The organism is Methanohalophilus mahii DSM 5219 (genome assembly GCF_000025865.1).
Lineage (GTDB): Archaea > Halobacteriota > Methanosarcinia > Methanosarcinales > Methanosarcinaceae > Methanohalophilus > Methanohalophilus mahii.
In genome coordinates, this window is sequence record NC_014002.1 from 1,004,858 (window position 1) to 1,027,855 (window position 22,998).

A 22,998-nucleotide genomic window follows, 5' to 3' on the forward strand; every position below is an offset into this window, starting at 1 on the left:
TTAGTAATGTCTTTTTGAAAACGCTATTCTGCAACGTGTGTATAATTAGAAGTATTTTATGTATATATTAAATAGTAATTATGTATTTATATTATTTATTCAATTGATCTTTATCATTATTATATATAAGTATTGTTGCAACTAAAAGTAGTTATTTTTTGAATAAAGGTGTATATACTGAAAAAAAAAGCAACCTATAGCCACTTTTTTGACTGTATAAATATATAGATATGAATGCAGAATAATCAGCAATCTTTATATATAAGCACCAAACAATAGAAATGTTTATATATGATTATATCGCATTTGAATATGAGGTTTGATTAAACCTCACAATTGATTGGAGTTGGGCCAATCGCCATCAGGCATTGACCCTAGATATATTTAAAACAAATATGGAAGGAAGTGTAGAATGACCAGTTTGGACTTAGACCCCAGTGAAATTCTGGAAAGGTATAACGTCAAAATGGAAAAAGCAATGACGCCGGATGACGCGGCAGCAGAACTTTATCCAAAAGACGATCTGATTCGCCCTATTGCAGAATCAATCTATGAGGGAGAAGAAGATGACACAGTAGAGGGCCTTAAGAAAGCAATTAAAGCCGGTAAGGATCCAATTGCTTTAATTGATGATGCCCTGATGGTGGGAATGGGAGTGGTAACAAAACTCTATGATGAGGGTATAATTTTCCTGCCAAATGTAATGATGTCTGCAGATGCAATGCTTGATGGTATTGATTTCTGTAAATCCCAGGCCAAGGAACCACCTGTATCCAAAGGTAAGATCGTATGTCATGTTGCAGAAGGTGACGTGCATGACATCGGCAAGTCTATTGTCTCAGCCCTCCTGAGAGCAAATGGTTTCGATGTAGTGGATCTTGGACGTGATGTGCCGGTAGATGAGGTAATTGAAGCTGTGAAGAAAGAAAAGCCAATGATGGTAACAGGAACCGCTTTGATGACCACAACAATGTATGCATTCAAGGCTGTCAATGACAGGCTTCTTGAAGCAGGTATAAAAGTCCCATTCCAGTGTGGTGGCGGTGCTGTAAACCAGGACTTCGTATCAACCTATGAACTAGGAGTATACGGAGAAGAGGCTGCCGATGCACCAAAGATGGCAGAGGCAATTCTTGCAGGCGCAGATCTTGGCAAACTCAAGGAACAATTCCATCAACACTGAAGAGGTGAGCAAAATGACAGTAAACAGATACACCAAGATGGCATATGCCAGCGCAGACGATATGATTTTTGGAAACTCTCCCAATCCTGTAAAAGCAGGTCTGGACTTAGAGATTGGTGCGGGTTACACCACACCTGAAGTAAACTATGCACCAAGGCCAGAAGCCGGTGAGACCAAAGAGAAACTTGTGAAGGAATATGAGCGTATCACCCGTGACATAATGGAACGGATGGTTCAGGTAGGTTTCCCGGCAGTTGTACTGGAAACCGAGCACGTTCAGCAGATGACCAATAACCCAACCTGGGGTGGAGAGGTCGCAAACGCACAGAAAGCCATTATGGAAGATTACCATGATGAATACGGCATCAAATGCGCTCTGAGACACACTCCTGGTGACATTCGTGAAGACCGTGATTACCTGCAGCTGAGGGGAGAAAAATACAATACCCTTATGGAATCTTTCGAAGAAGTTGCATCAAACGGTGCAGATCTCTTATCCATCGAAACCATGGGTGGTAAAGAAGTCTTTGACCGTGCAATTCTGAGAAATGATGTGCCAGGTATGCTTTTTGCAATTGGTTGCCTGGGTACTATGGATATGGAATACATCTGGCAGGACATTGCCAAAGTTGCCAAGAAGAACAATGTCGTCGCAGCTGGTGATACTGACTGTGCACAGGCAAACACTGCAATGTTCATTGCAGGCGGACTTCTTGACAAGAACCTTGCCCACACCCTTGCAATAATTGCCAGGTCTATATCCGCCCCACGTACCCTTGCTGCCTATGAAGCAGGTGCTGTCGGTCCGGGTAAGGACTGTGGCTATGAGAACACCATTGTAAAGTCCATTGCAGGTGTCCCGATTGCCCAGGAAGGTAAATCTTCCACCTGTGCCCACTCCGATGTAATGGGTAACCTGGTAATGCAGTGCTGTGACCTCTGGTCCAATGAATCCGTAGAATATCACGGTGAATTCGGTGGTACAACTGTACAGTGCTGGAGTGAATCCCTTGCATACGACTGTGCACTGATGAATGTCTCCCTCCAGACAGGTCAATCCAAGAACCTCAGGGACATGATGGTTCTCTCCGACAAGTACAGGGATCCACAGGGATACATCCTGGCCTATGACAATGCCTACAAGATCGGTGAAGCAATTGTCAAGGATTCAGATGATATCTATCTCCGTGCAAAGAACGCTGCTGTAGAATGTGTGAACCTGCTTGAAAATGCAGATCCCAAACTACAGATGACCAGATTCGAAAAGAACGCACTTGCTGATGCAAGTGAAGCTCTGGCTGGACTTACTGATGATTCAGATAAGTTCCTCAGCGACTCCCTTGAACAATACAAAAAGGAAGTCAAGGTATTCAGGCCGGAGAACTACGGTCTCTGAACGGCAAACATACAGACATTTAGCTGTGGACTCCTTTAGGGGTTCACAGCCCCAATCACCTTGTAATCTTCTATATAGCGTAGCTAAGAAACAAGGAGGAGATATAAAAGCAATGCAATACTTACAACCTCCCTTTACTCCTATTTTTTAGTTTAAATTAATTGTGAGTTATTGTAACTTTTAGTCTGTATCGATCTATTAATTCAAATGATAGAGGTGATATTTATGGAAGGAAATATTGAAATGGTGCAAGCCGATGTAGCCGATAAAACGGCCAACCCGGCACCACTTGGTTTCACGGGTCTTGGGCTTTCAGCAGTTTTACTAAGTCTTACATATGTAGGTTTATTCCCACTTGACTCAATGGTAGTCTCAATGGCAATATTCCTGGGTGGATTCGCCCAGGTGTTTGCAGGTATAATGGCATGGAAGAAAGGAGATGTATTTGCTGGAACTGCCTTTAATGCATTCGGGCTTTTCTGGTTCTCACTTGCAGGGCTGATTATTTTACAGTCTCTTGGATGGGCCGCTGCAGCTGAACCAATGTCAATGGCTGCTTATCTCTTCATATGGGGTGTTTACACCTTTGTGATGCTCATAGGTACCTTGAAAATGTGCAATGGCAGCAGGGTCATACAATTTGTGTTCCTTACCCTGTTCATCCTGTTCATCCTGCTTGCAATTATCAATGCTACAGGAATGACCGGTTTACTTGTTATTGCAGGTATTGATGGACTCCTACTCGGATTTGGTTCACTGTATGCAGCTCTTGCTATGGTACTAAATGAAATTTGTGAGAAGCCTGTGGCTCCAGGTATTTAAAACAAAACATATGGGTATATTTATGTCATTTATTTTGGAGGATTGGAAATGTACAGGAAAACATTGTTGGAAAAATACTTTTTCCTATTTGTATTCCTGATTTTTTTTGTTTCCATACCAAAGATATTGTATGGATATTTTTACGATATAGTCTACCTCGAAACAAGTGGGTATTATTCACTGTTAAGAGGATTTACAATTGTGTTTATTGCCGGTACTTTTTATGTTACTTCCCTCTCACCCAATTCCCTGCATCCATATGGTTATTCTAAATATGCAAAAATGGGTCAGTTTTTGGTGGCTCTTGGAATTGGAATAATTTCGTTACTTTTAATAGGCCATTCGATTATAGGCAAATATAGTTATCATAAAGTCCCCTTTGTTGATATATCAGGATACATTATAGTCCTGCTTTCTGCCATGTTTTTTCTACTATTAGTCCATTCCATGAAAAAGATCCAATTCCCCTTGCAGGAAGATAAAAAATATAATAAGTCTAACAACATCAGAGAAGAAGTGGCTTTAACTATAATTACATTAATAGGTTTGATAGGTATTGAACATGGATATTTTTTTATTGATATCGTGCTTTCAATCTTTTTCTTTTCATTTTTGGTTAAAGAAATCCTTTCTTTAATTTGGGAGAGCAGCATTTTTTTGAGTGATAGATTTAGCCTTGATGAAAAGCAAATCTGCAATCTTGTAAATTCAATAGAGGGGGCCAGCGAATGTCACAATGTAAGGGCACATGGAACTGATTCCGACCTTTATGTTGACCTGCATGTGCGTATGGACCCCAAAATAAAAATCATTCAGACCAAACCAATCGTTGAACAAATAGAATCATCCTTAAAAGCAAGTTATTCATCAGTCAGGGATGTTACTGTACATATAGAACCTAAAAAGAAGAAGGGAGATTTTATATGAAATATAGTCTGGGCATAGATGCCGGCGGAACTTATACTGATGTAGTCATCATTGAAAACAATTCAGGAGAGGTAGTTAGTTCAAACAAAGCACTTACAACCTATCCTGATTTGCTTGAAGGCATTGAAAATTCAATTGATGGACTTGATTTTCAATATCTTGAAGATATTGCAGTAGTTTCTGTCTCTACAACTCTTGCCACAAATACGGTCCTCGAGAATACAGGATATCCTGTAGCACTTATACTGATTGGGGAACACGGAAGTGAAAGTGAAGGTTTTCCTTCCCAGCATATATTTCATGCAAACGGTGGCCATGATCACAAAGGTCTGGAAATGCAGGAACTTGACATAAAAACCATCGAATCCTTTGTTGAGAATGTAAAGGATAAAGTATCTGCCTTTGCAATTTCGTCTCATTTCAGTATCCGTAATCCGGATCACGAAATAAAAACAAGAGAAATGATTCAAACAATTGTTGATATGCCAGTTGTTTGTGGTCATGAACTCTCCCAGGACATCGGAGCTTATGAAAGGGCTGTAACAGCTACACTGAATGCACGGCTCATTCCTGTAATAAAGCAATTTATTGAAACTATAGTTAAGGAGATAAGAAGAAGAGGAATCAGTGCCCGACTCTTGATGCTTAAATGCGATGGATCCGTAACTGGTATTGAAGATGCACTCAAAAAACCTATAGAAACCGTATTTTCAGGGCCTGCTGCAAGTCTCATAGGAGCTTCTCATTTAAGTGGAAGGCATACCTGTGTCACAATAGATGTGGGAGGTACAAGTACAGATGTTTCATCCATTTCAAAAGGAGTACCTGAACTAAGTGAGTCCGGTGGAATTGTAGGAGGATGGAAAACCAGAGTACGTGCAATTCATATGGAAACCTCTGCAATGGGGGGAGATAGTGGTATCTGGACGCGTAAAGGGGGACTTTTCATAGGTCCTCGTCGCGTAATTCCCCTCAGTCTTGCAGCAGAAATGTACCCGGGATTCGTATCGAAATTGAAAAATGCTTCTCATCCACAAAGGGATATCTGTGATGAAAATATCCAACCAGCTAGGTTTTTCGTTAAAAATGGTTCTGGCAAACATGAGTTAACCGACTCTGAAAGAAAAGTACTTGATGTACTTGGCAATGAACCTATGTCTTACAGGGAACTGACCTCCATCTCCAGAAGCCACATTTCATCAAATATGCTGGATTCCCTTATAAGCAAACGATTTATCCGGGTTATAGGTTTTACTCCGACAGATGTATTACATGTACTGGGAGATTATGAACAATGGAATGTGGAAGCCGCATCAATCGGGGCTGACATTCTTGCAAGATTTGCTTTTAGCAGTAAGTTTGAAATTTGTGAAACACTGAAAGAAAAATTCGCTCTCAATATGGCATATGATTTGATGTGCTTCTCCCTACCAAATATAGAAAAAGAGAGTATAATGGATACACTGACCGGTAATTATTCTGCTACCTTTAAGATGAAATTACCTGTAGTTCTTATCGGTGGTCCTGTAGCTCCTTATGTAAAATTACTTGGAAAGATTGTGGACGCTGATATAATCCTCCCCGATCATGCAGATGTGGGAAATGCGATTGGGGCTCTATATGGTAAAGGAATAAAAAGGCTTGAATACCTTATAAGGCCTGCATCTTTATCAGAACCTGATCAGGATTTCATTGTTTTTTCCCAAAATGGAAGAAAGAGTTTTCAAACTTACACGCAAGCCTATGACTATTCCATAGATAATGGCAAAAATGTCCTATTTGAATATATGAAAAGCTGTGGTATCAAAAAAGATCAGATATCCTTCAACATAAAGGAAAAGAAAATAATTCCTGAGGGGTGGAAACATCCTCCTATGGAAACACAATTGACAATTATGGGAATAGGTACATCCCCACTTTAATTTCAAAATGTCGTATCTTTGTAGATTTCAATACCATTCCCTGAAACTCAACCTATATAAGTTTTATTTGATCTTATTTTATAAGTAACAAAAAGGGTCAGGAAAAGGATAATTGCAAAACTCGCAAAGATTGTTTCTAACCCCATTATTCCTGTCAGGGCTCCTGCAAATATAGGCATGATTGCAAGACCTCCGTAGGTATATGTGCTGTAGAGGCCCATTGTGATCCCTTTGTTCTTACTCATTGATGCCAGCAGTGTTGGTAATCCGACCATCGCAAGTCCTGAACCAGACCCCAGCAATGCAAATCCTACAAAAGGCAACTATATGGTCGCCAGGGTTCCTGAAGCTGCTACCACAATACCCATATTGATCATTTGTTTTGATTCCATGGATGTATGTGATACCCAAATGGAAGATATCATTGTGCTGATATAACTTACTGCAATGGCAATTCCCAGTTCGGATTTGGAAAGCATGCCTGTACTGTAATCAGGATACAACGAAAGTAATACACCGTTGGTACCTATTAGTACAAAAACGATAATCCAGATTCCTGTATAAGATCTGTCTACCAGAAACCCGGAGGTCGTAGAGACCTTTTGCCGAATTTCAGCAATGATCGGAGACTTCGATTTTTCTTTATTCCTCCCATTTTGGTACAGGTATCCTATCCCTGCAATAAGGGTCAAGAAAGATATAACAGTAAAGGCCATTATACCATATTTTAAGCCTGTAGTAGCCAAAAGACCACTTAAAGCAACACCTGCAGCAAGTCCTGCATTTAAAAGAAAATTAAATTCTCCCATATACTGTTTTCTCCTGCTGAATGAGCCAAGGTAAGAAAATGCCGCAGGGAAAAATGCACCACATGCAGTTCCTTCCATAAATCTTGCAAGAATCAGCAGGTGAATTTCATTGGTAAAAAGCATTATAATTCCTGAAAAAAATGTCAACAACAGGCTGATCGTCACAAATCTCATGAACCCATATCTTTCTGCCAGTATCCCAAAAGGCAACATCGTAAGCAAAGCTCCTATAAAGTAGGCAGAAAAAAGAAGACTTGACAATTCAACTGCATGATTTCCAGACCCGAATCCTGCAAGTTCAGGAAGAATAGGTATCACTGCATTGGACAATCCCATTATAGTAAATATAGATAAATAAACAAGTAATCTACCCTTTTCCATCCATCTACCGCCTGTTGAACTGACTGCACAATGGAGGAGTGCATTAATAACAGTTGCTATTGCTATCTGAAAATATTATAACAAATAGAAATGTTCAGGAAAATGAATATCTAAAATGGCCAGAATGAGTTCGAAAAAAGTTAGATTAATAAGCCCTTTGTCAACGCAGGACTCGGTATTTTCGGAAGAACATCGAAGATTTAAGTACAGAAACGGTTCCATTATTACGCTTGACGATATAATCTCCCGCTTTGCCATTTACGGTTCCTCTCTTTGTTTCCACGCTGAAGTCGGTCAACATCTTTAAAGCATGACCCACAGGGGTTTTTTCATTTGTTTCCATCATTTCCGAAACTATAGTCTCTTTGCTTAGTTCACTCATATTGAAACCTCCCTAGAATAGACCCGAAAATAATTATGATACTATAACGTATATACCTAACCGATGAATTAAAATTTTTAATTAGTAAATATTCATTAATTTGCAAACATTGCATTTATCCCTTAATAAAACCAAGTGATATTTATGATAATTACCCTAATTGGAATGGCCGGTGTCGGAAAAAGCACTATTGGTAAACTTCTTGCCTCCCATTTAGGCTATAGCTTTGTTGATGTAGATGATCTTATCAAGCAAAGAATCGGTGGACAATTACAGGATTATCTTGATGAAAAAGGAGATTCAGCTTTTATCAAAGTTGAAGAGGATGCCATACTGGATTTGGATTTAAAGGACAAAATGGTGATTGCTACAGGTGGTAGTGCAATCTACTCAGAAACTGCAATGAAAATCCTTTCTGAAAAATCTTTAATTATACTGCTTGATGATACCTTTCCAAATATTAAAAAAAGGATATCCCACCCCTGGAAAAGGGGGCTTGTGGGCTTGCGGGAAAAAGGAATTAGGAAATTGTATCTGGAAAGATGTCAATTGTACCGGAAATATGCAGATATTGTTGTTGACATCAATGAAATGACAAACAAAAAGAAAGTTGTAGATGATATTGTGGAAAAGAGTAAAGTATTCTATAGTTCCACTTTTTGATACTTTCAGTTTGTGAGTGCCTGTATTGGTGCCGGTATACGACCTGCTTTTTTAACAAACCCTTCCGAACTGAATTTGTGGACAGGCATGACCGGACAGCTTCCAAGCAATCCTCCGTACTCAACAATGTCTCCCGTATTTTTGCCAGGTGCAGGAATAATACGCACTGCTGTTGTTTTCCTGTTTATCATTCCTATAGCCATTTCATCGGCCATGATTGCCGAAATCGTAGAGGCAGAAGTGTCTCCGGGAACTGCAATCATATCCAAACCCACCGAACATACAGATGTCATTGCTTCGAGCTTATCCAGTTTCAGTGAACCACGTTTCACAGCCTCTATCATTCCTGCATCTTCACTTACAGGTATAAAAGCCCCACTTAGTCCGCCTACAGAAGATGATGCCATTGCACCGCCTTTCTTTACGGCATCATTCAACAATGCAAGAGCTGCCGTGGTTCCGTGGGTGCCACAGCTTTCCAGCCCCATTGCCTCAAGGATAGCTGCTACACTATCACCAACTTCAGGTGTGGGTGCAAGTGAGAGGTCCACTACTCCAAAATCAGCTTCCAGTCTGCGGGATACTTCCCTGCCGGTCATCTCTCCCATTCTTGTGATTTTAAAGGCGGTTTTCTTTATACACTCAGCAATTTCCCCAAGGTCAGGATTATCTAGGTCCCTTATAGCAGAATTCACAACACCGGGACCGCTCACGCCCACATTTATGACGCAATCAGCCTCACCGACTCCGTGAAAAGCACCAGCCATAAAAGGATTATCTTCCGGGGCGTTTGCAAAAACTACGAGTTTAGCACAGCCAATACCGTCCCTGTCCCTGGTAAGGTCTGCAGTTTCTTTAATCACATTTCCCATAAGATGCACAGCATTCATGTTTATGCCGGCTTTCGTAGTTGCCACATTAACAGAAGAACAAACTTTTTCCGTAACTGCAAGAGACTCCGGGATTGCATTAATAAGCCGCCTGTCGCCAGCTGTCATCCCTTTGTGGACAAGAGCGGTAAAACCACCTATGAAATCTACTCCAATGTCATTGGCTGCTCTGTCAAGAGTCTGTGCAATGGAAACTATCTCTTCCTGTGTGAAAGTTTCTGCAATTGTGGCAATTGGTGTAACAGATATACGTTTATTGATTATGGGTACTCCATACAATTGTTCGACTTCGTCGGCAACATCAACCAATTTGTTGGCGCGATGTGTTATCTTTTCATAAACATTGTCATTAAAAGTATCAATATCAGGATGGGCACAGTCTCGCAGATTGATTCCCATTGTGACAGTTCGTATGTCAAGGTTCATGCTGGAAATCATCTGAATGGTTTCCATTATTTCTTCAGGATGAATGAACATTTATACCACCTCTTTTGGGAATTCAGATACGGTGCATGAAACGGAATACATCGTCTTTCTGTACCTGGATCTCAACACCAAGTTCATCTCCAGCAGCATTTATTGCATCCTGGAACGCATCAAGGTCAAATCCTTTTTCTTTTGACTCTGTAAGCATTATCATGGTGAACAGGTCTTCCATTATAGTCTGGCTTATATCCACAATGTTCACCTCGAATTGGGCCAGTACATTTGTTATATGTGCTACTATCCCTACTTTATCTATTCCAATTACAGTGATAACAAAACGTGTGGATGTCATAATCAGTCCTCCTCGATATGTAGAATACGGTGGAACTACGATTTCATCATATTTAATAGTGCATCAAGTTACATAGCGGGATAACAAAAATAAAACATAATTTAAATAAATTTCCAAATATAGTCCCTTATGTATCAGAGCAATTCTAATAAAGTTTACTTGTTCAATTATAAAAAATAATTTTTAATAAGTGTTATATATGATGCAGTTGCAACTTCTAGTTACACAATAAAAGGGTGGTTAACACATGCCTTGCTGGGAATATGATATAAAACCTATAAGAACTGATGACTGGAGTAAGACAAAAGACGAATTGAATGAAATGGGTAACGAAGGTTGGGAATTAATCAAGTTCTGTGGACCTTTGGATGGACAGGGAGATTCTGATGCTTTTTTCAAAAGGCTGGTTGATGAAGCAAATATCTGAGTGATTTTCACTCTCCCATTTCATCCATATCTTTGCATATGCAAAATTTGCATAATGCAATTTCCACATCTTTTTGTTTGTTTTTTACAGGACAATAATATGCATTGTCCTTTTTTGCAATTTTGCGACCTCCGGGGAATTCCATATTTAAAGGATGGAGGGGTTTACCTGCAACAAATATTAGATATATTGAAGTCAATTTGACCATATCTGTGAACAACTTGTTTTTTTCATTATCCTCCTCCCGCATTAAATCGATACGCTGAATTAGTTCCAGGCAATCTTTCCTGTCAAAGGTTGGGAGTTGAGGGGTTGCCTTGTATTTTCTAATCTCATCTATGGTTTCATAAAGATGCCTGAATAATTCCTCGCCATACATCTGCCTGTATTTTGAAGGGAGGTTTTCAGTACTTTGCAATATTCGGGATCTTATTTTCATAAAATCCGAAGGAGTAAACCGGTTTGCCTTGTTTTTGAGATTGGTAATCAATTCTTGCCCATTGTCGACATGATCGCAGATCATACTTATTTCCAGCCACATTTTCCGGATCTACATATCCCCTTTTTTTCAAAATATTGCTGATGGTAATCTTCTGCAGGATAAAATTCAGAAGCAGGCTTAATTTCTGTAACTATAGTGTTGAATTTGCCTGATTCCTGTAACTTATGAAGAGAACGTAAAGCAATTTCTTTTTGTTTAATGTCATGATAAAATATAGCAGAGCGATATTGTGTTCCAATATCGGGACCCTGTCTATTAGGTGTTGTGGGGTCATGGATATTCCAGAAAATATCCAGCATTTGTTCATAACTTACAATTTGTGGATCATAAGTAACCTCAACAGCTTCAGCGTGGCCTGTGCGCCCGGTACAAACTTCTTTGTAAGAGGGATTGGACATACTCCCTCCAGTGTAACCAACCTGTGTACTAATAACGCCTTCAACTTCTCTGAATGCTGCCTCAACTCCCCAAAAACATCCTGCAGCAAATGTCGCTTTTTCTATCGATTTCAAACTCATGTGTAATCCCCATTATCTCATTGATTTTCTGCCAGATATAATTATTCAATAGTTTCTAGGGAATGGTTTATATACTATGTTCGCATATACTCGAACAATCTATTTTTACTACATCGAGGAGGTAAAGAACATGAATGATCGCAAAAAAGATGACAACAATGGAGATGAAAATAATTCTTTTGAAGACATCGAAGACCTTCTTCAGTATGTTTTTGAAAAGATGAGGGAAGGTAATGACAATAAACCCTTCATATACGGGTTTTCCATTGCTCATAATCCCATGAATAATGATCAATTCAATGAACAGTCACCGTCAGCAGAAGAAACACCAGAGGATGTTTTTGTAAAAGATCAAACTCCCCAGGTTGAGACATTTAAGACTGACGAGGAGGTTTACGTAACAGTTGACGTTAAAGTTGAAGAAGACCTTGTGTCAATTTCTTCACGCCACAATGAAGTAGACGTTGCGGTCCATTTCCCGGATGCTGGACGCACTGAGACACAACACGTAACTCTGCCTGCAAGTGTTGATCCAGATAGTGAGTCAATCAGCTGCAACCACGGAGTAATGGATATTAGGTATAAACGAAGAGTGGCTTCCCCTTCGAATTGATCTTATTTTAATTTATTTCTCCTGTTTTATTTGCCAATTAAAGGGATTTCTTTCATCCCAAGCATAAATTAATAGTGTCAAGTAGCATTCGTGAAGAAGTAGGAATGGTTTTCCAGCACTTTAACCTCTTTCCTCATATGACAGTCCTGAGAAATGTCTCACTTTCTACCATTATTGTGAGAGGGGATAGATAAAAAAAGCAAATATCCGTGCGATGGAACTCCTCACGAAAGTTGGATTAAAGGACAAAGCAAATGCTTATCCAGCCTCCTTTCAGGCGGCCAGAAACAGAGAGTGGCAATTGCAGGAACTCTTGCAATACATCCGAAAGTGATGCTATTTGATGAACCTACTTCGACGTTGGGTCCTGAAATGGTGGGAGAAGTATTGGCTGTCATCCGGGACCTTGCAAAAGAAGGTATGGCCATGGGTTGTCGTCACGCATGAAATGGGTTTTGTAAGAGAGGTAGCTGATAGGGTCTTCTTCATGGACGACGGCTTGATAGTGGAAGAAGGTAACCCTGGGGACCTTTCCACAAATCTTTCTTTTTTATTAGTTATTTATTAAGATTTTTTTGAATTTTTCATTCGGAAAAGTATGTTTCATAAAGTGTACTATCTATAATATATATAATACAATTAATGAATGAACGTTTGTTTTCAAAAGTATTCATTTTGAAGCATATATTGAACTACTATAAAATACCACATAGTATATTTTATAGTAAATATGTTTTAATATACATACTTTTATGTTGTTAGTGCACAACGTTACAAACAAAGCATGCAATTCTCACTTAAAAAACACAGTATTTATGTGACAATCCTGAAAAGTGAGAGATAAAAAAGTAAATAAATATTATAGTAGTATATTTATATATGCATAATTAAGGCAATACTCCTATGAGTGGCGTTTAGAAAAGGATATGAAAGACATAGCAAAATTTCCACTTTCATCTCATACTTGAATAAAGAAGCGAAAGAACTCATGCAAGAAATAATTAAGAATAAAATTATAAGATTATATGTATATATACTTTTATTGTGCGCTACCCATATACCTAATAGACAAAAAAGGCCATATAAAGCATAGGCATATTCACGCCATAATCATAGGGTACTCCACAAAAAATAACTATTCAATCGCCCCCTTATTTTATAGAGGTCCTCCTGGCAAAAGTATCTGCCTTTACCTATATTTTCCTACATTCATATAATATATGTGAATGAATTTGACAACTAGGTGTTAAGCACAGATTCAGTAAACATAATTATTTCATATACTATATGAATAGAGTGGTTCCACTCCACTACCGCCCCATTTAGTGTACAATAAAATAGAAGAAACGCATATTTGTCAAATATAAATATTCTGTTCATATATACTATGTAACAGGTGAGATGTACCTGGCCAGCATTTAATATGCCAACTCTCACTCAATGTTACTTCACTTCACAAGATAAACATAATAATTAAATTGAGGATTTCTCCAGGAAAAACTTTGCACTTTTATTATGCAAAACATTAATAATTAAAAAGAGTGCACTTAAGATGAAATTTACTAATGTAACTATTTTTAATTACTTATACTATTTTAATTTATTGTAATTAATATATAATACATAAAATAAAATAAACTAAATAATTTTAAGTTGTATATTTTATCAAAATAGTTTTAATGTTAGTCCGCAATATTCCATACAAATTTAACATAAAAAATAAAAATGTTTTTGCAAAAAAAAGAGCGCCAAAAAGTGAGAATTAAATCTCCAGGTAATAACCAAACAATTCATTGAATCGTGGATATTTTTTCCTTGCATTATAGAGATACTGGCGAACATATTTTTCACCCTTTGATTTTTGAATCATAGCTTCGATTTCTCGAGAGGAAAATACAGCCTCTAGTTTTATTGCAGCAATGTTTTCAATATCGGATATCGAGTTACTTTCAACTAAATTGGTACAGTCTTGTGAGGCGTTTTCAATAATTGACACCGGATATTCCCCCACCCACTCCCATGCAGGATCGAAAAGAATTATCCTTAGAAGAGAGCAATCTCCACAGCGACATACTACTGCCTTATAATCCTGAAAATTATGATAAGTGAAGGAATACAACAGACCTCCGCATTCACTACACACCCCCATTTCATTTACTTCTTCTTCAAAAGGAGGAATTAACCTATTATCATCTATGCACAATAGTTTATTTGGCAGTGAATAGCGCAAGGTTGATTTATCAAAAGAAACATTCATTATATTAGGCCTCTATTAAAGTTACAGAAACAACATTACATTACAAACATATAAATAGTTTAATTGTATATATATGAATTAATACATAGATAGGGGTAATTCTATGAAAGCTATTAGATCTAAGATAAAAAACCGTCTCAAAAAGTTCGTAGAACTTGACGTGAGCGGACTGCGTACCCATATACTATCTATTCTTCTCAACGTAAAACAGTTTACGGTTGATGATCTTCACGAAAAGATCAACAAGCAGTTCGACGTATCCAGAAGTGTAGTGGCCTCCATGGTTGGTTATATACATTCAAAATTGGGCATTTTAAGGTCCCATAAGGAGTCATACAAGACCCCTACAACGTACTCACTGAAAGAAGAGTATGTGGACTTGATACAAAATGCCATTACCGCGCGAGAAAAACCATCTACATGAATGAGTATTCATGGTATCAATAAAGGATGCCCCACGCACATCCACAACTCTAATAATACGTTCTGATTCGGGGTCCCGGATTACCCATTCCAGAGATCCTTATTATAGCCTTATGCGCAGGCTTTTTCAGGAAGATGCTACCGCACGTCGTGGTCAGCAATTTCTGACTATAATCGAAGAACGCCAAAAGAGTGGCAATGCTGTTAAAACAAGTGAATGGGAGTCAATAATGAAAGAGCTTGACGTTGGACGAGCATCTTTCTATGCAATGCGCAACAAATTACTTGGTGCGGGACTCATATCTAACAAGAATAAGGAATACCGTTTATCCAGTCAGTTCAGTAAGGATCTTATAGATATGGCCAACTGGTGGTCTACTGCTATATTAAATAAAGACCCGGATGAAATATAATTCCCGATAATTTTATATACTAAATATCCAATGTAGGATACGTTTTCGTAGCAGCCCGGTAGTGTAGTGGTCAATCATGTGGGACTCTGGATCCTGCAACCTCGGTTCGAATCCGTGCCGGGCTACTGAACCTTTTTTGTTAATATTTCAAAACTTTTTTACTTATTGCTATATGACTGATCTTAAGTGTACCATATAAATATATACAAGAGATACTGAGATATTAGTCATAGGTAATTAATCTCCAATATACGATGTGTTGGAGGCAATAGCATTAAGAAAAAGAAGGATGAACCGAATACAAAATGTGTCGAAGCTGCATTGAGAAAGCGGACACATGATCTGGAAGAGCGGGTCAAGGAATTAGACTGCCTCTACCAGATATCCAGAATTGTCGAAAAGAGAAGCGATCTGGATACAATTTTACAGGAAATCGTGGAATTCATTCCTTCCGCCTGGCAATACCCACACATAGCTTGTTCAAGGATTATCCTGGAAGAAAATACATTTACAACCCCCAATTTCCAGGAGAGTCAGTGGAAACAGGCCTCCCCCGTAATTATTGAAAACCGACATGCTGGTTACCTTGAGGTCTTTTACCTTGAAAAGAAGCCACATTCAGATGAGGGGCCTTTCCTCAAGGAGGAGCGCAAGCTGATTGACGCCTTAGCTGAAAGAATAGGAGATGCCATCAAACTGATGCGTGCAGAGAAAGAACTCAGCATCTACCGCAAGAAGCTGGAAGAAATCGTAGAAAAGCGTACTTCTGAACTGACCCTTGCCAACCAGCAACTACAGAAGGAAATTGCTGAACGGGAACGTGCCGAAAAATCCCTCCGTGAATTTGAAGATATGAGAATAAAAGAGATTCACCACAGGATTAAAAACAATCTGCAGGTAGTCTCCGGACTGCTGTATCTTGAATCGACAAATTATAATCCCAATAAAGTAGTGGAAGCTTTCAAACAAAGTGAAAACAGGGTGCGTTCTATAGCCCTTATACACGAAAAGTTATACCAATCCTGCGACTGCAAAACCCTCGACTTTTTGGATTATGTTAATGAGCTTATGGAATATCTTATGCACTCCTATGATCTTGATACTAACAAAGTAATTGTAAAAATCAATGTGGACAAAGTCCATCTTGAGATGGACAGGGCCGTACCCCTTGGAATCATAATCAATGAGCTGGTTTCCAATGCCCTGCAACATGCTTTTAATGAAGGACAGGATGGTGTAATCGATATCCATTTCGCTAAGGAAAATAGTGGTTATAGCCTAATTGTGCATGACAGTGGTGACTTCCCAAAAGAAATAGATTTCAAAAATGCAGAATCCCTTGGGCTGCAACTTGTAACAAATCTTGTTTCCCAGATAGACGGCACAATCGACCTGAACACATCTGAAGGTACGACTTTTACGATACACTTCTGACCACAGGAAACTCGTATCTGGCCTATAAAAAGTAATGATAGCAACCCTGGAGAAGGTTGCTGAAATATTTTCATTTCCCAATACTTTTTTCGGTTTCCATCACCTTCAGATATATCCTGAGTATCGAATCCGGATTCAGAGAAATGGAATCAATGCCTTCCTGCACAAGGAATTCGGCAAATTCCGGGAAATCACTTGGCGCCTGACCACAAATTCCGCTGTGCTTATTGTTTCGTTTTGCACCTTTTATTGCCATGGATACAATCTCTTTTACAGCCTCATCCCTCTCATCAAAGGTTGAAGCCAGAATCTCAGAATCCCTATCTACACCTAGTGTGAGCTGTGTCAGATCATTGGACCCGATAGAAAAACCATCGAAATATTTGCTAAACTCATCGATCAGGAGTACATTACTGGGAATTTCACACATCACATATACCTGCAGGCCGTTTTCACCCCTCTTAAGGCCGTGTTTTCCCATCTCTTCGATAACTTTGCGGGCTTCCTCAACACGTCTGCAGAAAGGAATCATCAGAATAAGGTTGGTAAGTCCCATTTCATCCCGAACCTTTTTCATAGCCCTGCATTCAAGGGCAAACCCTTCCCTGTATCTTTCATCATAATAACGCGAAGCTCCCCTGAAACCAAGCATGGGATTATTTTCCTTTATCTCAAAATCTTCCCCACCCAACAGGGTTGCATATTCATTGGATTTGAAATCGCTCATGCGCACAACTACAGGCTTTGGGTAGAATGCAGCTGTGATTGTCGCGACACCTTCGGCAAGCCTTTCCACAAAGTATTCCTCTTTATCCGAATATCCCTGTGTCAATTTTTCAATCTGGTCGACTACATCCAGATCTTTGACTTTTTCCGTATGGACCAGTGCCATCGGATGAATTCCTATATAGCTGTTTATAATAAACTCAAGTCGAGCCAGTCCAATTCCATCATTGGGGACCCGGGACAGTGCAAAAGCTTCTTCAGGATTACCCAGATTCATCATTATTTTTGTTTGGGTCTTGCTGACATCTTCCAGCTCTGTGGTTTCCTTATGAAATGCAAGCTGGCCTTCATAGACCCTGCCTGTGTCTCCTTCAGCACAGCTTACCGTGACTTGCCTTCCCGTTTCAAGGATTTCTGTGCTGTCATCCGCCCCCACAACCGCGGGAATATCGAGCTCACGACTGACAATCGCTGCATGACAGGTCCTGCCTCCTTTATTGGTAATAATAGCTGCCGCATTTTTCATCACAGGTTCCCAATCAGGAGTGGTTGTATCTGCCACCAGGATTTCCCCAGGTTTAAAGGAAGACAAACCAGAGACATCCTTGATAACCTGCACCCTGCCCGAGGATATCCTGGATCCAACACTTCTGCCTGTGACAAGCACCTTGCCTTTTTCATCCATGTAATAGGTTTCAAGCACATCTTTCCTTTTTTGGGATTGTACGGTCTCCGGCCTTGCCTGAACGATGAACAATTCTCCTGTATCACCGTCCTTTGCCCACTCTATGTCCATGGGCATTGCCTTATTCGATCTGCCTGAATAGTGCTTCTCAATAGTGGCAGCATACCTGGCAAGCTGTAGTATTTCCTCATTGTTGATGCAGAAGATTTTCCTGTCACTTTCAGGGACTTCCACATTACGCGTAAGTACCCTGGAATCCCCCCGGCCGTAGATCATCTTAATCTCTTTGCTGCCAACCTTTTTGCGGATAATGGGCTTATAACCTTCCTCGAGGGTTGGTTTGAATACGTAGAACTCATCCGGATTTACCAGCCCCTGCACGATATTCTCACCTAACCCATATGAGCCGGTGATAAAGACCACATCCTCAAAGCCAGTTTCTGTATCGATGGTGAACATCACTCCGCTGGACGCAAGATCGGAACGCACCATTTTCATTATGCCAATAGACAGGCCCACATCAAAATGATCGAATCTGTTATTTATCCTGTAGGAAATGGCCCGGTCGGTGAACAAAGAAGCAAAACAGCGACTACATGCATCATTCAGGGCATGGTAGCCATGGATGTTGAGGTAGGTTTCCTGCTGGCCTGCAAAGGATGCATTCGGCAGGTCTTCAGCAGTGGCTGAACTGCGTACTGCAACATCGGTATCTGCACCATACTGTTCACACAGTTTGTCGTATGCAGTTTTTATTTCATCCCATAGATCTTCAGGGATAGGTGCATCCAGGATTGTATGCCGGGCCTTTTTGCCGACATCAGCAAGGTTGCTGAGATTCTTCGTGTCCAGTTCATCCAGAATCTTTCTTAAATCCCCCACCACACCTGCTGAGTCCAGCACATGCCAGTAGGCTTCAGCAGTGATAGCAAAACCGTTAGGAATCCTTATATCCTTATCAGTAAGTTCCCTGTACATTTCACCCAGGGATGCATTTTTTCCTCCCACCAGGGACACATCATCAATCGTAATCTCTTCAAACCATCGTATGTATTTGTTATCGCTCATTGTAACCCCACTACTATTTTCAATTAGTTGATTATATGATTCAGGAAAGTATTATGTGTTCCTGTGGGTACTAAAAATCTATAGGTGGACAAACTGCGATACTTTTAATAGCTATTAAAAAGAATATAATTGGAAGTTATGAGATTAAATTATCTGGTGGTCAAATTAATTCCATTCTGGTTAACCGCAGGTATAAATGGTTGTTTTGAATTTGTTCAGACTGGAAGGAATCATCCTGCCAGGCATTTTTTATAGAGTTATCATTGGTGCGGTCCAACTATACATCAAGAGGAGAGAAAGGGTGTACGACAGTAATACTACATTCAGGGAAATTGAAAATGAATGGATAACCATGTCTGATGGCTGCAAACTTGCAGCCAAAATATGGTTACCAGAAGGTGCGGATGAAAAGACCGTACCTGCTGTTCTTGAATATATTCCTTATAGGAAACGTGATTTCAAAGCGATTCGTGATTCCAAAATACATAGATATTTTGCCCAAAAGGGTTACGCGGCTATAAGAGTGGACTTGCGGGGTAGCGGGGATTCAAATGGGGTACTGGAAGATGAATACCTGCCCCAAGAACTCAATGATGGTATCGAAATCATCGAATGGATTGCCTCACAACCCTGGTGTACTGGCAATGTAGGAATGATAGGCATTTCCTGGGGTGGTTTCAATGCTCTCCAGATAGCGGCAAAGGATACACCCCATCTAAAAGCGATAATTACAGTTTCATCATCTGATGACCGTTATGCAGACGATGTTCATTATATGGGAGGTTGCCTGTTAACGGATAATCTTTCATGGGCCTCAACAATGTTTTCCTATAACTCTCTTCCACCAGACCCTGCTATTGTAGGGGATAAATGGAAAGAGATGTGGCTGGACAGACTGGAAGGAAGCGGACTATGGCTAAAAAAATGGCTTCAGCACCAGAGAAGAGATGAATACTGGAAGCACGCTTCAGTTGCAGAAAATTATGAAGCTATTTCCTGCCCTGTATTTGCAGTAAGTGGATGGGCGGATGGATATTCCAACACTGTATTCAGGCTCATGGAAAACCTGCAGGTTCCACGCAAGGCCCTTGTCGGAGGATGGGGACACAAGTATCCTAATTTCGGTGGAGAGGGGATCGGAATTGACTTTTTGAGAGAAGCCACACGCTGGTGGGACAGATGGCTTAAAAAGATTGATAATGGAGTAGATAAAGAACCCATGTTACGCCTCTGGATGCAGGATAGTGTCTCCCCTCTTATTTCAAGTTGTCCTGGCAGATGGATAGCAGAAAATAATTGGCCTTCTGCCAACATTGAAAATCAAGAATTTTTATTGTCAAAAGGTAGGATCCATCTTGAAGAAGATGAAATCAAAAATGAAGATATGAGGATTAGGAGTCCCTTAAGTGTTGGGCTATTTGCAGGTAAATGGTACTCATACTCAGAGTCAACAGATCTTCCCCATGACCAAAGCGAAGAAGATGGAGGAGCCCTTGTTTTTGATACACCTGAATTAGAGGAAGATATTGAAATAGTTGGATCTCCGGAAGTAGAACTCGAATTAGAGTCAGACCAGCCTATAGCTATGATTGCCCTGCGACTAAACGATGTATGCCGGGAAGGAACCTCCACAAGAGTTACTTATGGACTTCTGAATCTTACACACAGGGATGGTAATGAAAATCCCGCTGTGCTTGAAGTTGGTAATACGTACAGGATTTGTATAAAAATGAATTACGTGGCACAAAATTTCCCTGCGGGCAATAAAATACGGCTGTCTATTTCAACTTCGTACTGGCCTTTTGCATGGCCGAGTCCTGAACCTGCAGCTTTGACTATAAAGAGCAAAGGTAAACTCATACTACCTGTAAGACCAAAAAGCAAAGAAGATGACAAATTACCAGACTTGGGAGAACCGATATTATCAGAACCGATCCGATCCACACTTCTGGAGCCTGCAAAGAGAGAATGGACAGTGCAACATAATCTTGCAACAAATGAAGTGAAACAACAGATAATCAACAATGATGCCTTCTTACGGCTGGAGGATATCAACTTGGAAATTAGAAAAGAAACAACTGAAGTCTATTCTTATCTGAATAATAATTATGATACAGTTAGGGGAGAAGTGGAAAGTACAAGAAGTCTGGCACGTGGTAATTGGAAGATAAAAACACTTACAAGAACAGTACTTACGTCCACACCTACTCATTTTCAAATTCGGGCAATCCTTGATGCTTATGAGGGTGATACACGAATTTTTAGCAAAAGCTGGGATGATTTGATTCTACGTGATATGATTTGAGGGAGAAATATGAAGAAAAATATTTTTGTTGTAGGAATGGATTCCTTCAATCTGGAAAAACTTAAAAAAGTGCCAGCTGCCGAAGGATGTGTATTTCATTCAGCTATTGATATAGATGAGATACGGAATGTGGAAAATTTTGATATGGATAAACTATTATCAACTGCAGAAAGCAGAATGAGATCGGTTGAAGGTGGACCAACCGGTGTAATAACTTATTTCGATTTCCCTGCACAGGACATGGTTCCAATTCTGGCATCAAGAATGGGTTTACCGGGCCCGAGTTTTGAAAGTGTCCTTAAATGTGAACACAAATACTGGAGCCGGTTAGAGCAGCAAAAAGTAATTTCAAATCATATACCCACATTCTGTGCATTTGATCCTTTTGCTGAAAATATATTTGATACTATAAATATGCCATTTCCTTTCTGGATAAAGCCTTTCAGATCATTTCGTTCATTCCTTGCTTTTGAAATAGAAAACCGTGGGCAATTTGAGGAAGTAATGGAAGAAATACGTGAAGGTATTAATTTTATCCATAAACCATTCATGCAACTTTTACAGGACCAGAATCTCCCTGCTGACATAACTCAAATGAAAGAGAGCTGTATTGCAGAGACACCTCTTTACGGAAGACAATGTACCCTGGAAGGCTATGTGTATGATGGAAAAGTAAAGGTTTATGGTGTTGTGGACTCTGTAAGGGATCAACATTTTTCTTCTTTCTCACGTTATGAATATCCTTCATCATTACCAAAATGGGTCCAGAAAAAAATGATTAATGTTTGCGAACGATTCATCAGATCTATTGAATTTGATAATTCGGCCTTCAATGTTGAATTTTTTTATGACCCATTTCATAAACAGGTATATCTGCTGGAAATAAACACGAGAATATCCCAATCTCATGCTGACCTTTTTGAGAAGGTTCACGGAGTTTCACATCATCAGATCATGCTACAACTTGCACTTGGCGAAAAACCAAAACCTCTGGGAGACGAGGGCAAATTCAAGCATGCAGCAAAATTCATGCTCAGGACATTTGATTCCGGTAAAGTAATTGCAGTTCCGTCAGATGAAGAAATTGAGTCGGTTATGAATGAAATGCCTGGTACAATAATCAAAGTGCTGGTTCAAGAGGGACAGCAACTATCAAAAATGGAGTTGCAGGACAGTTATAGCTATGAACTTGCAGATATTTTTATAGGAGCAGATAAGAGATCCGAACTTGTAAATAAATATGATCGGGTGGTTGAGAAGATAACTTTTAGTATTCAAAAAGAATTTTAATATTATTTAACAATACATACTTGCTTAAATGTTCAAAGGTCTATTGAATATTTAGGTAAGTATACCTCTCTTCAATAAATTTCTATTTTGGATTTCCAGGGATTATGTAGTGATTTTTTAGGATGAGTTATCCTAATCCCTATGTGACACTACAGATTTTGAAAAAATTGTAATCCTTGAAAGC

23 protein-coding genes and 1 tRNA gene are annotated in these 22,998 nt (G+C 39.6%); 15 read left to right on the forward strand and 9 right to left on the reverse strand.

All coding sequences use genetic code 11. The annotated features are described in order from the left end of the window. Window positions 1–412 precede the first annotated feature (412 nt). The 5 genes from mtaC to MMAH_RS04935 all read left to right on the forward strand — a co-directional run bounded on the left by mtaC (window position 413) and on the right by MMAH_RS04935 (window position 6,250). Window positions 413–1,183 (forward strand): methanol--corrinoid protein MtaC, encoded by a 771-nt coding sequence (gene mtaC, locus MMAH_RS04915; protein WP_013037440.1) that lies wholly within the window; start codon window positions 413–415, stop codon window positions 1,181–1,183. A 13-nt stretch (window positions 1,184–1,196) separates the two neighbouring features. Further along, window positions 1,197–2,579, forward strand: coding sequence for a methanol--corrinoid protein co-methyltransferase MtaB (gene mtaB, locus MMAH_RS04920; protein WP_013037441.1), 1,383 nt, complete (start codon window positions 1,197–1,199; stop codon window positions 2,577–2,579). Between the two features lie 225 nt (window positions 2,580–2,804). Beyond that, window positions 2,805–3,401, forward strand: coding sequence for an acetate uptake transporter (locus MMAH_RS04925; RefSeq protein ID WP_013037442.1), 597 nt, complete (start codon window positions 2,805–2,807; stop codon window positions 3,399–3,401). A gap of 48 nt (window positions 3,402–3,449) precedes the next feature. Then, window positions 3,450–4,328, forward strand: a complete 879-nt coding sequence (locus tag MMAH_RS04930) for a cation diffusion facilitator family transporter (RefSeq protein WP_013037443.1) — start codon at window positions 3,450–3,452, stop codon at window positions 4,326–4,328. Continuing rightward, on the forward strand, window positions 4,325–6,250 hold the full coding sequence (locus MMAH_RS04935; RefSeq protein ID WP_013037444.1) for a hydantoinase/oxoprolinase family protein: 1,926 nt from the start codon (window positions 4,325–4,327) through the stop codon (window positions 6,248–6,250). Before MMAH_RS04930 ends, MMAH_RS04935 begins: the two co-directional genes overlap by 4 nt. A 47-nt stretch (window positions 6,251–6,297) precedes the next feature. Here MMAH_RS04935 and MMAH_RS04940 read toward each other — a convergent pair whose 3' ends face one another. From MMAH_RS04940 to MMAH_RS04950, 3 genes are all read right to left on the reverse strand, one after another. Beyond that, window positions 6,298–6,525 carry a hypothetical protein gene (locus tag MMAH_RS04940; protein ID WP_013037445.1) on the reverse strand — a complete coding sequence of 76 codons (228 nt, stop codon included), beginning with the start codon at window positions 6,523–6,525 and terminating at the stop codon, window positions 6,298–6,300. A 48-nt stretch (window positions 6,526–6,573) separates the two neighbouring features. Then, a complete protein-coding gene (locus tag MMAH_RS04945) occupies window positions 6,574–7,440 on the reverse strand; it encodes an MFS transporter (protein WP_013037446.1) in 867 nt (288 codons plus the stop codon). Between the two features lie 160 nt (window positions 7,441–7,600). Then, on the reverse strand, window positions 7,601–7,822 hold the full coding sequence (locus tag MMAH_RS04950; protein ID WP_013037447.1) for a hypothetical protein: 222 nt from the start codon (window positions 7,820–7,822) through the stop codon (window positions 7,601–7,603). A 144-nt stretch (window positions 7,823–7,966) separates the two neighbouring features. On the opposite strand from MMAH_RS04950, the gene MMAH_RS04955 reads away from it, so the two are divergent. Continuing rightward, a complete protein-coding gene (locus MMAH_RS04955; protein WP_013037448.1) occupies window positions 7,967–8,485 on the forward strand; it encodes a shikimate kinase in 519 nt (172 codons plus the stop codon). 5 nt (window positions 8,486–8,490) lie between these two features. Here the strand turns inward: MMAH_RS04955 and MMAH_RS04960 are convergent, their stop codons facing one another. Together MMAH_RS04960 and MMAH_RS04965 are read right to left on the reverse strand one after the other, a co-directional pair. Beyond that, window positions 8,491–9,852: a PFL family protein gene (locus MMAH_RS04960; protein ID WP_013037449.1), complete on the reverse strand. Its 1,362-nt coding sequence runs from the start codon at window positions 9,850–9,852 to the stop codon at window positions 8,491–8,493. A 22-nt stretch (window positions 9,853–9,874) separates the two neighbouring features. After that, on the reverse strand, window positions 9,875–10,153 hold the full coding sequence (locus tag MMAH_RS04965; protein ID WP_013037450.1) for an ACT domain-containing protein: 279 nt from the start codon (window positions 10,151–10,153) through the stop codon (window positions 9,875–9,877). Between the two features lie 247 nt (window positions 10,154–10,400). On the opposite strand from MMAH_RS04965, the gene MMAH_RS04970 reads away from it, so the two are divergent. Next, a complete protein-coding gene (locus tag MMAH_RS04970) occupies window positions 10,401–10,580 on the forward strand; it encodes a hypothetical protein (RefSeq protein WP_013037451.1) in 180 nt (59 codons plus the stop codon). A 7-nt stretch (window positions 10,581–10,587) separates the two neighbouring features. Here MMAH_RS04970 and MMAH_RS04975 read toward each other — a convergent pair whose 3' ends face one another. Next, window positions 10,588–11,121 (reverse strand): DUF2115 domain-containing protein, encoded by a 534-nt coding sequence (locus tag MMAH_RS04975; RefSeq protein WP_048902125.1) that lies wholly within the window; start codon window positions 11,119–11,121, stop codon window positions 10,588–10,590. Then, complete coding sequence (msrA, locus tag MMAH_RS04980; protein WP_013037453.1) at window positions 11,106–11,600, reverse strand: peptide-methionine (S)-S-oxide reductase MsrA; 495 nt, start codon at window positions 11,598–11,600, stop codon at window positions 11,106–11,108. The genes MMAH_RS04975 and msrA overlap by 16 nt, the downstream gene beginning before the upstream one ends. A gap of 130 nt (window positions 11,601–11,730) precedes the next feature. On the opposite strand from msrA, the gene MMAH_RS04985 reads away from it, so the two are divergent. Together MMAH_RS04985 and MMAH_RS10870 are read left to right on the forward strand one after the other, a co-directional pair. Continuing rightward, window positions 11,731–12,213 carry an Hsp20/alpha crystallin family protein gene (locus MMAH_RS04985; protein ID WP_013037454.1) on the forward strand — a complete coding sequence of 161 codons (483 nt, stop codon included), beginning with the start codon at window positions 11,731–11,733 and terminating at the stop codon, window positions 12,211–12,213. 294 nt (window positions 12,214–12,507) lie between these two features. Further along, complete coding sequence (locus MMAH_RS10870) at window positions 12,508–12,660, forward strand: hypothetical protein (RefSeq protein WP_281033867.1); 153 nt, start codon at window positions 12,508–12,510, stop codon at window positions 12,658–12,660. Window positions 12,661–13,975: 1,315 nt separating this feature from the next. Here MMAH_RS10870 and MMAH_RS04995 read toward each other — a convergent pair. Further along, window positions 13,976–14,470 carry a hypothetical protein gene (locus tag MMAH_RS04995; protein WP_013037455.1) on the reverse strand — a complete coding sequence of 165 codons (495 nt, stop codon included), beginning with the start codon at window positions 14,468–14,470 and terminating at the stop codon, window positions 13,976–13,978. Window positions 14,471–14,573: 103 nt separating this feature from the next. Between MMAH_RS04995 and MMAH_RS05000 the strand changes: the two genes are divergently transcribed. The 4 genes from MMAH_RS05000 to MMAH_RS05015 all read left to right on the forward strand — a co-directional run bounded on the left by MMAH_RS05000 (window position 14,574) and on the right by MMAH_RS05015 (window position 16,740). After that, window positions 14,574–14,894, forward strand: coding sequence for a DUF2551 domain-containing protein (locus MMAH_RS05000; protein WP_013037456.1), 321 nt, complete (start codon window positions 14,574–14,576; stop codon window positions 14,892–14,894). Window positions 14,895–14,904: 10 nt separating this feature from the next. Continuing rightward, window positions 14,905–15,306, forward strand: coding sequence for a hypothetical protein (locus tag MMAH_RS05005; protein ID WP_013037457.1), 402 nt, complete (start codon window positions 14,905–14,907; stop codon window positions 15,304–15,306). A gap of 52 nt (window positions 15,307–15,358) precedes the next feature. After that, a tRNA-Gln gene (locus tag MMAH_RS05010) sits at window positions 15,359–15,431 on the forward strand. 196 nt (window positions 15,432–15,627) lie between these two features. Further along, window positions 15,628–16,740, forward strand: a complete 1,113-nt coding sequence (locus MMAH_RS05015; protein WP_013037458.1) for a sensor histidine kinase — start codon at window positions 15,628–15,630, stop codon at window positions 16,738–16,740. A 70-nt stretch (window positions 16,741–16,810) separates the two neighbouring features. On the opposite strand, the gene ppsA is transcribed toward MMAH_RS05015, so the two are convergent. Next, window positions 16,811–19,219 carry a phosphoenolpyruvate synthase gene (ppsA, locus tag MMAH_RS05020; protein WP_013037459.1) on the reverse strand — a complete coding sequence of 803 codons (2,409 nt, stop codon included), beginning with the start codon at window positions 19,217–19,219 and terminating at the stop codon, window positions 16,811–16,813. A 301-nt stretch (window positions 19,220–19,520) separates the two neighbouring features. Here ppsA and MMAH_RS05025 point away from each other — a divergent pair, with 301 nt between their 5' ends. Further along, window positions 19,521–21,524, forward strand: a complete 2,004-nt coding sequence (locus tag MMAH_RS05025; protein WP_216579807.1) for a CocE/NonD family hydrolase — start codon at window positions 19,521–19,523, stop codon at window positions 21,522–21,524. Window positions 21,525–21,533: 9 nt separating this feature from the next. After that, complete coding sequence (locus tag MMAH_RS05030) at window positions 21,534–22,814, forward strand: ATP-grasp domain-containing protein (protein WP_013037461.1); 1,281 nt, start codon at window positions 21,534–21,536, stop codon at window positions 22,812–22,814. The last annotated feature ends 184 nt before the right edge of the window (window positions 22,815–22,998 follow it).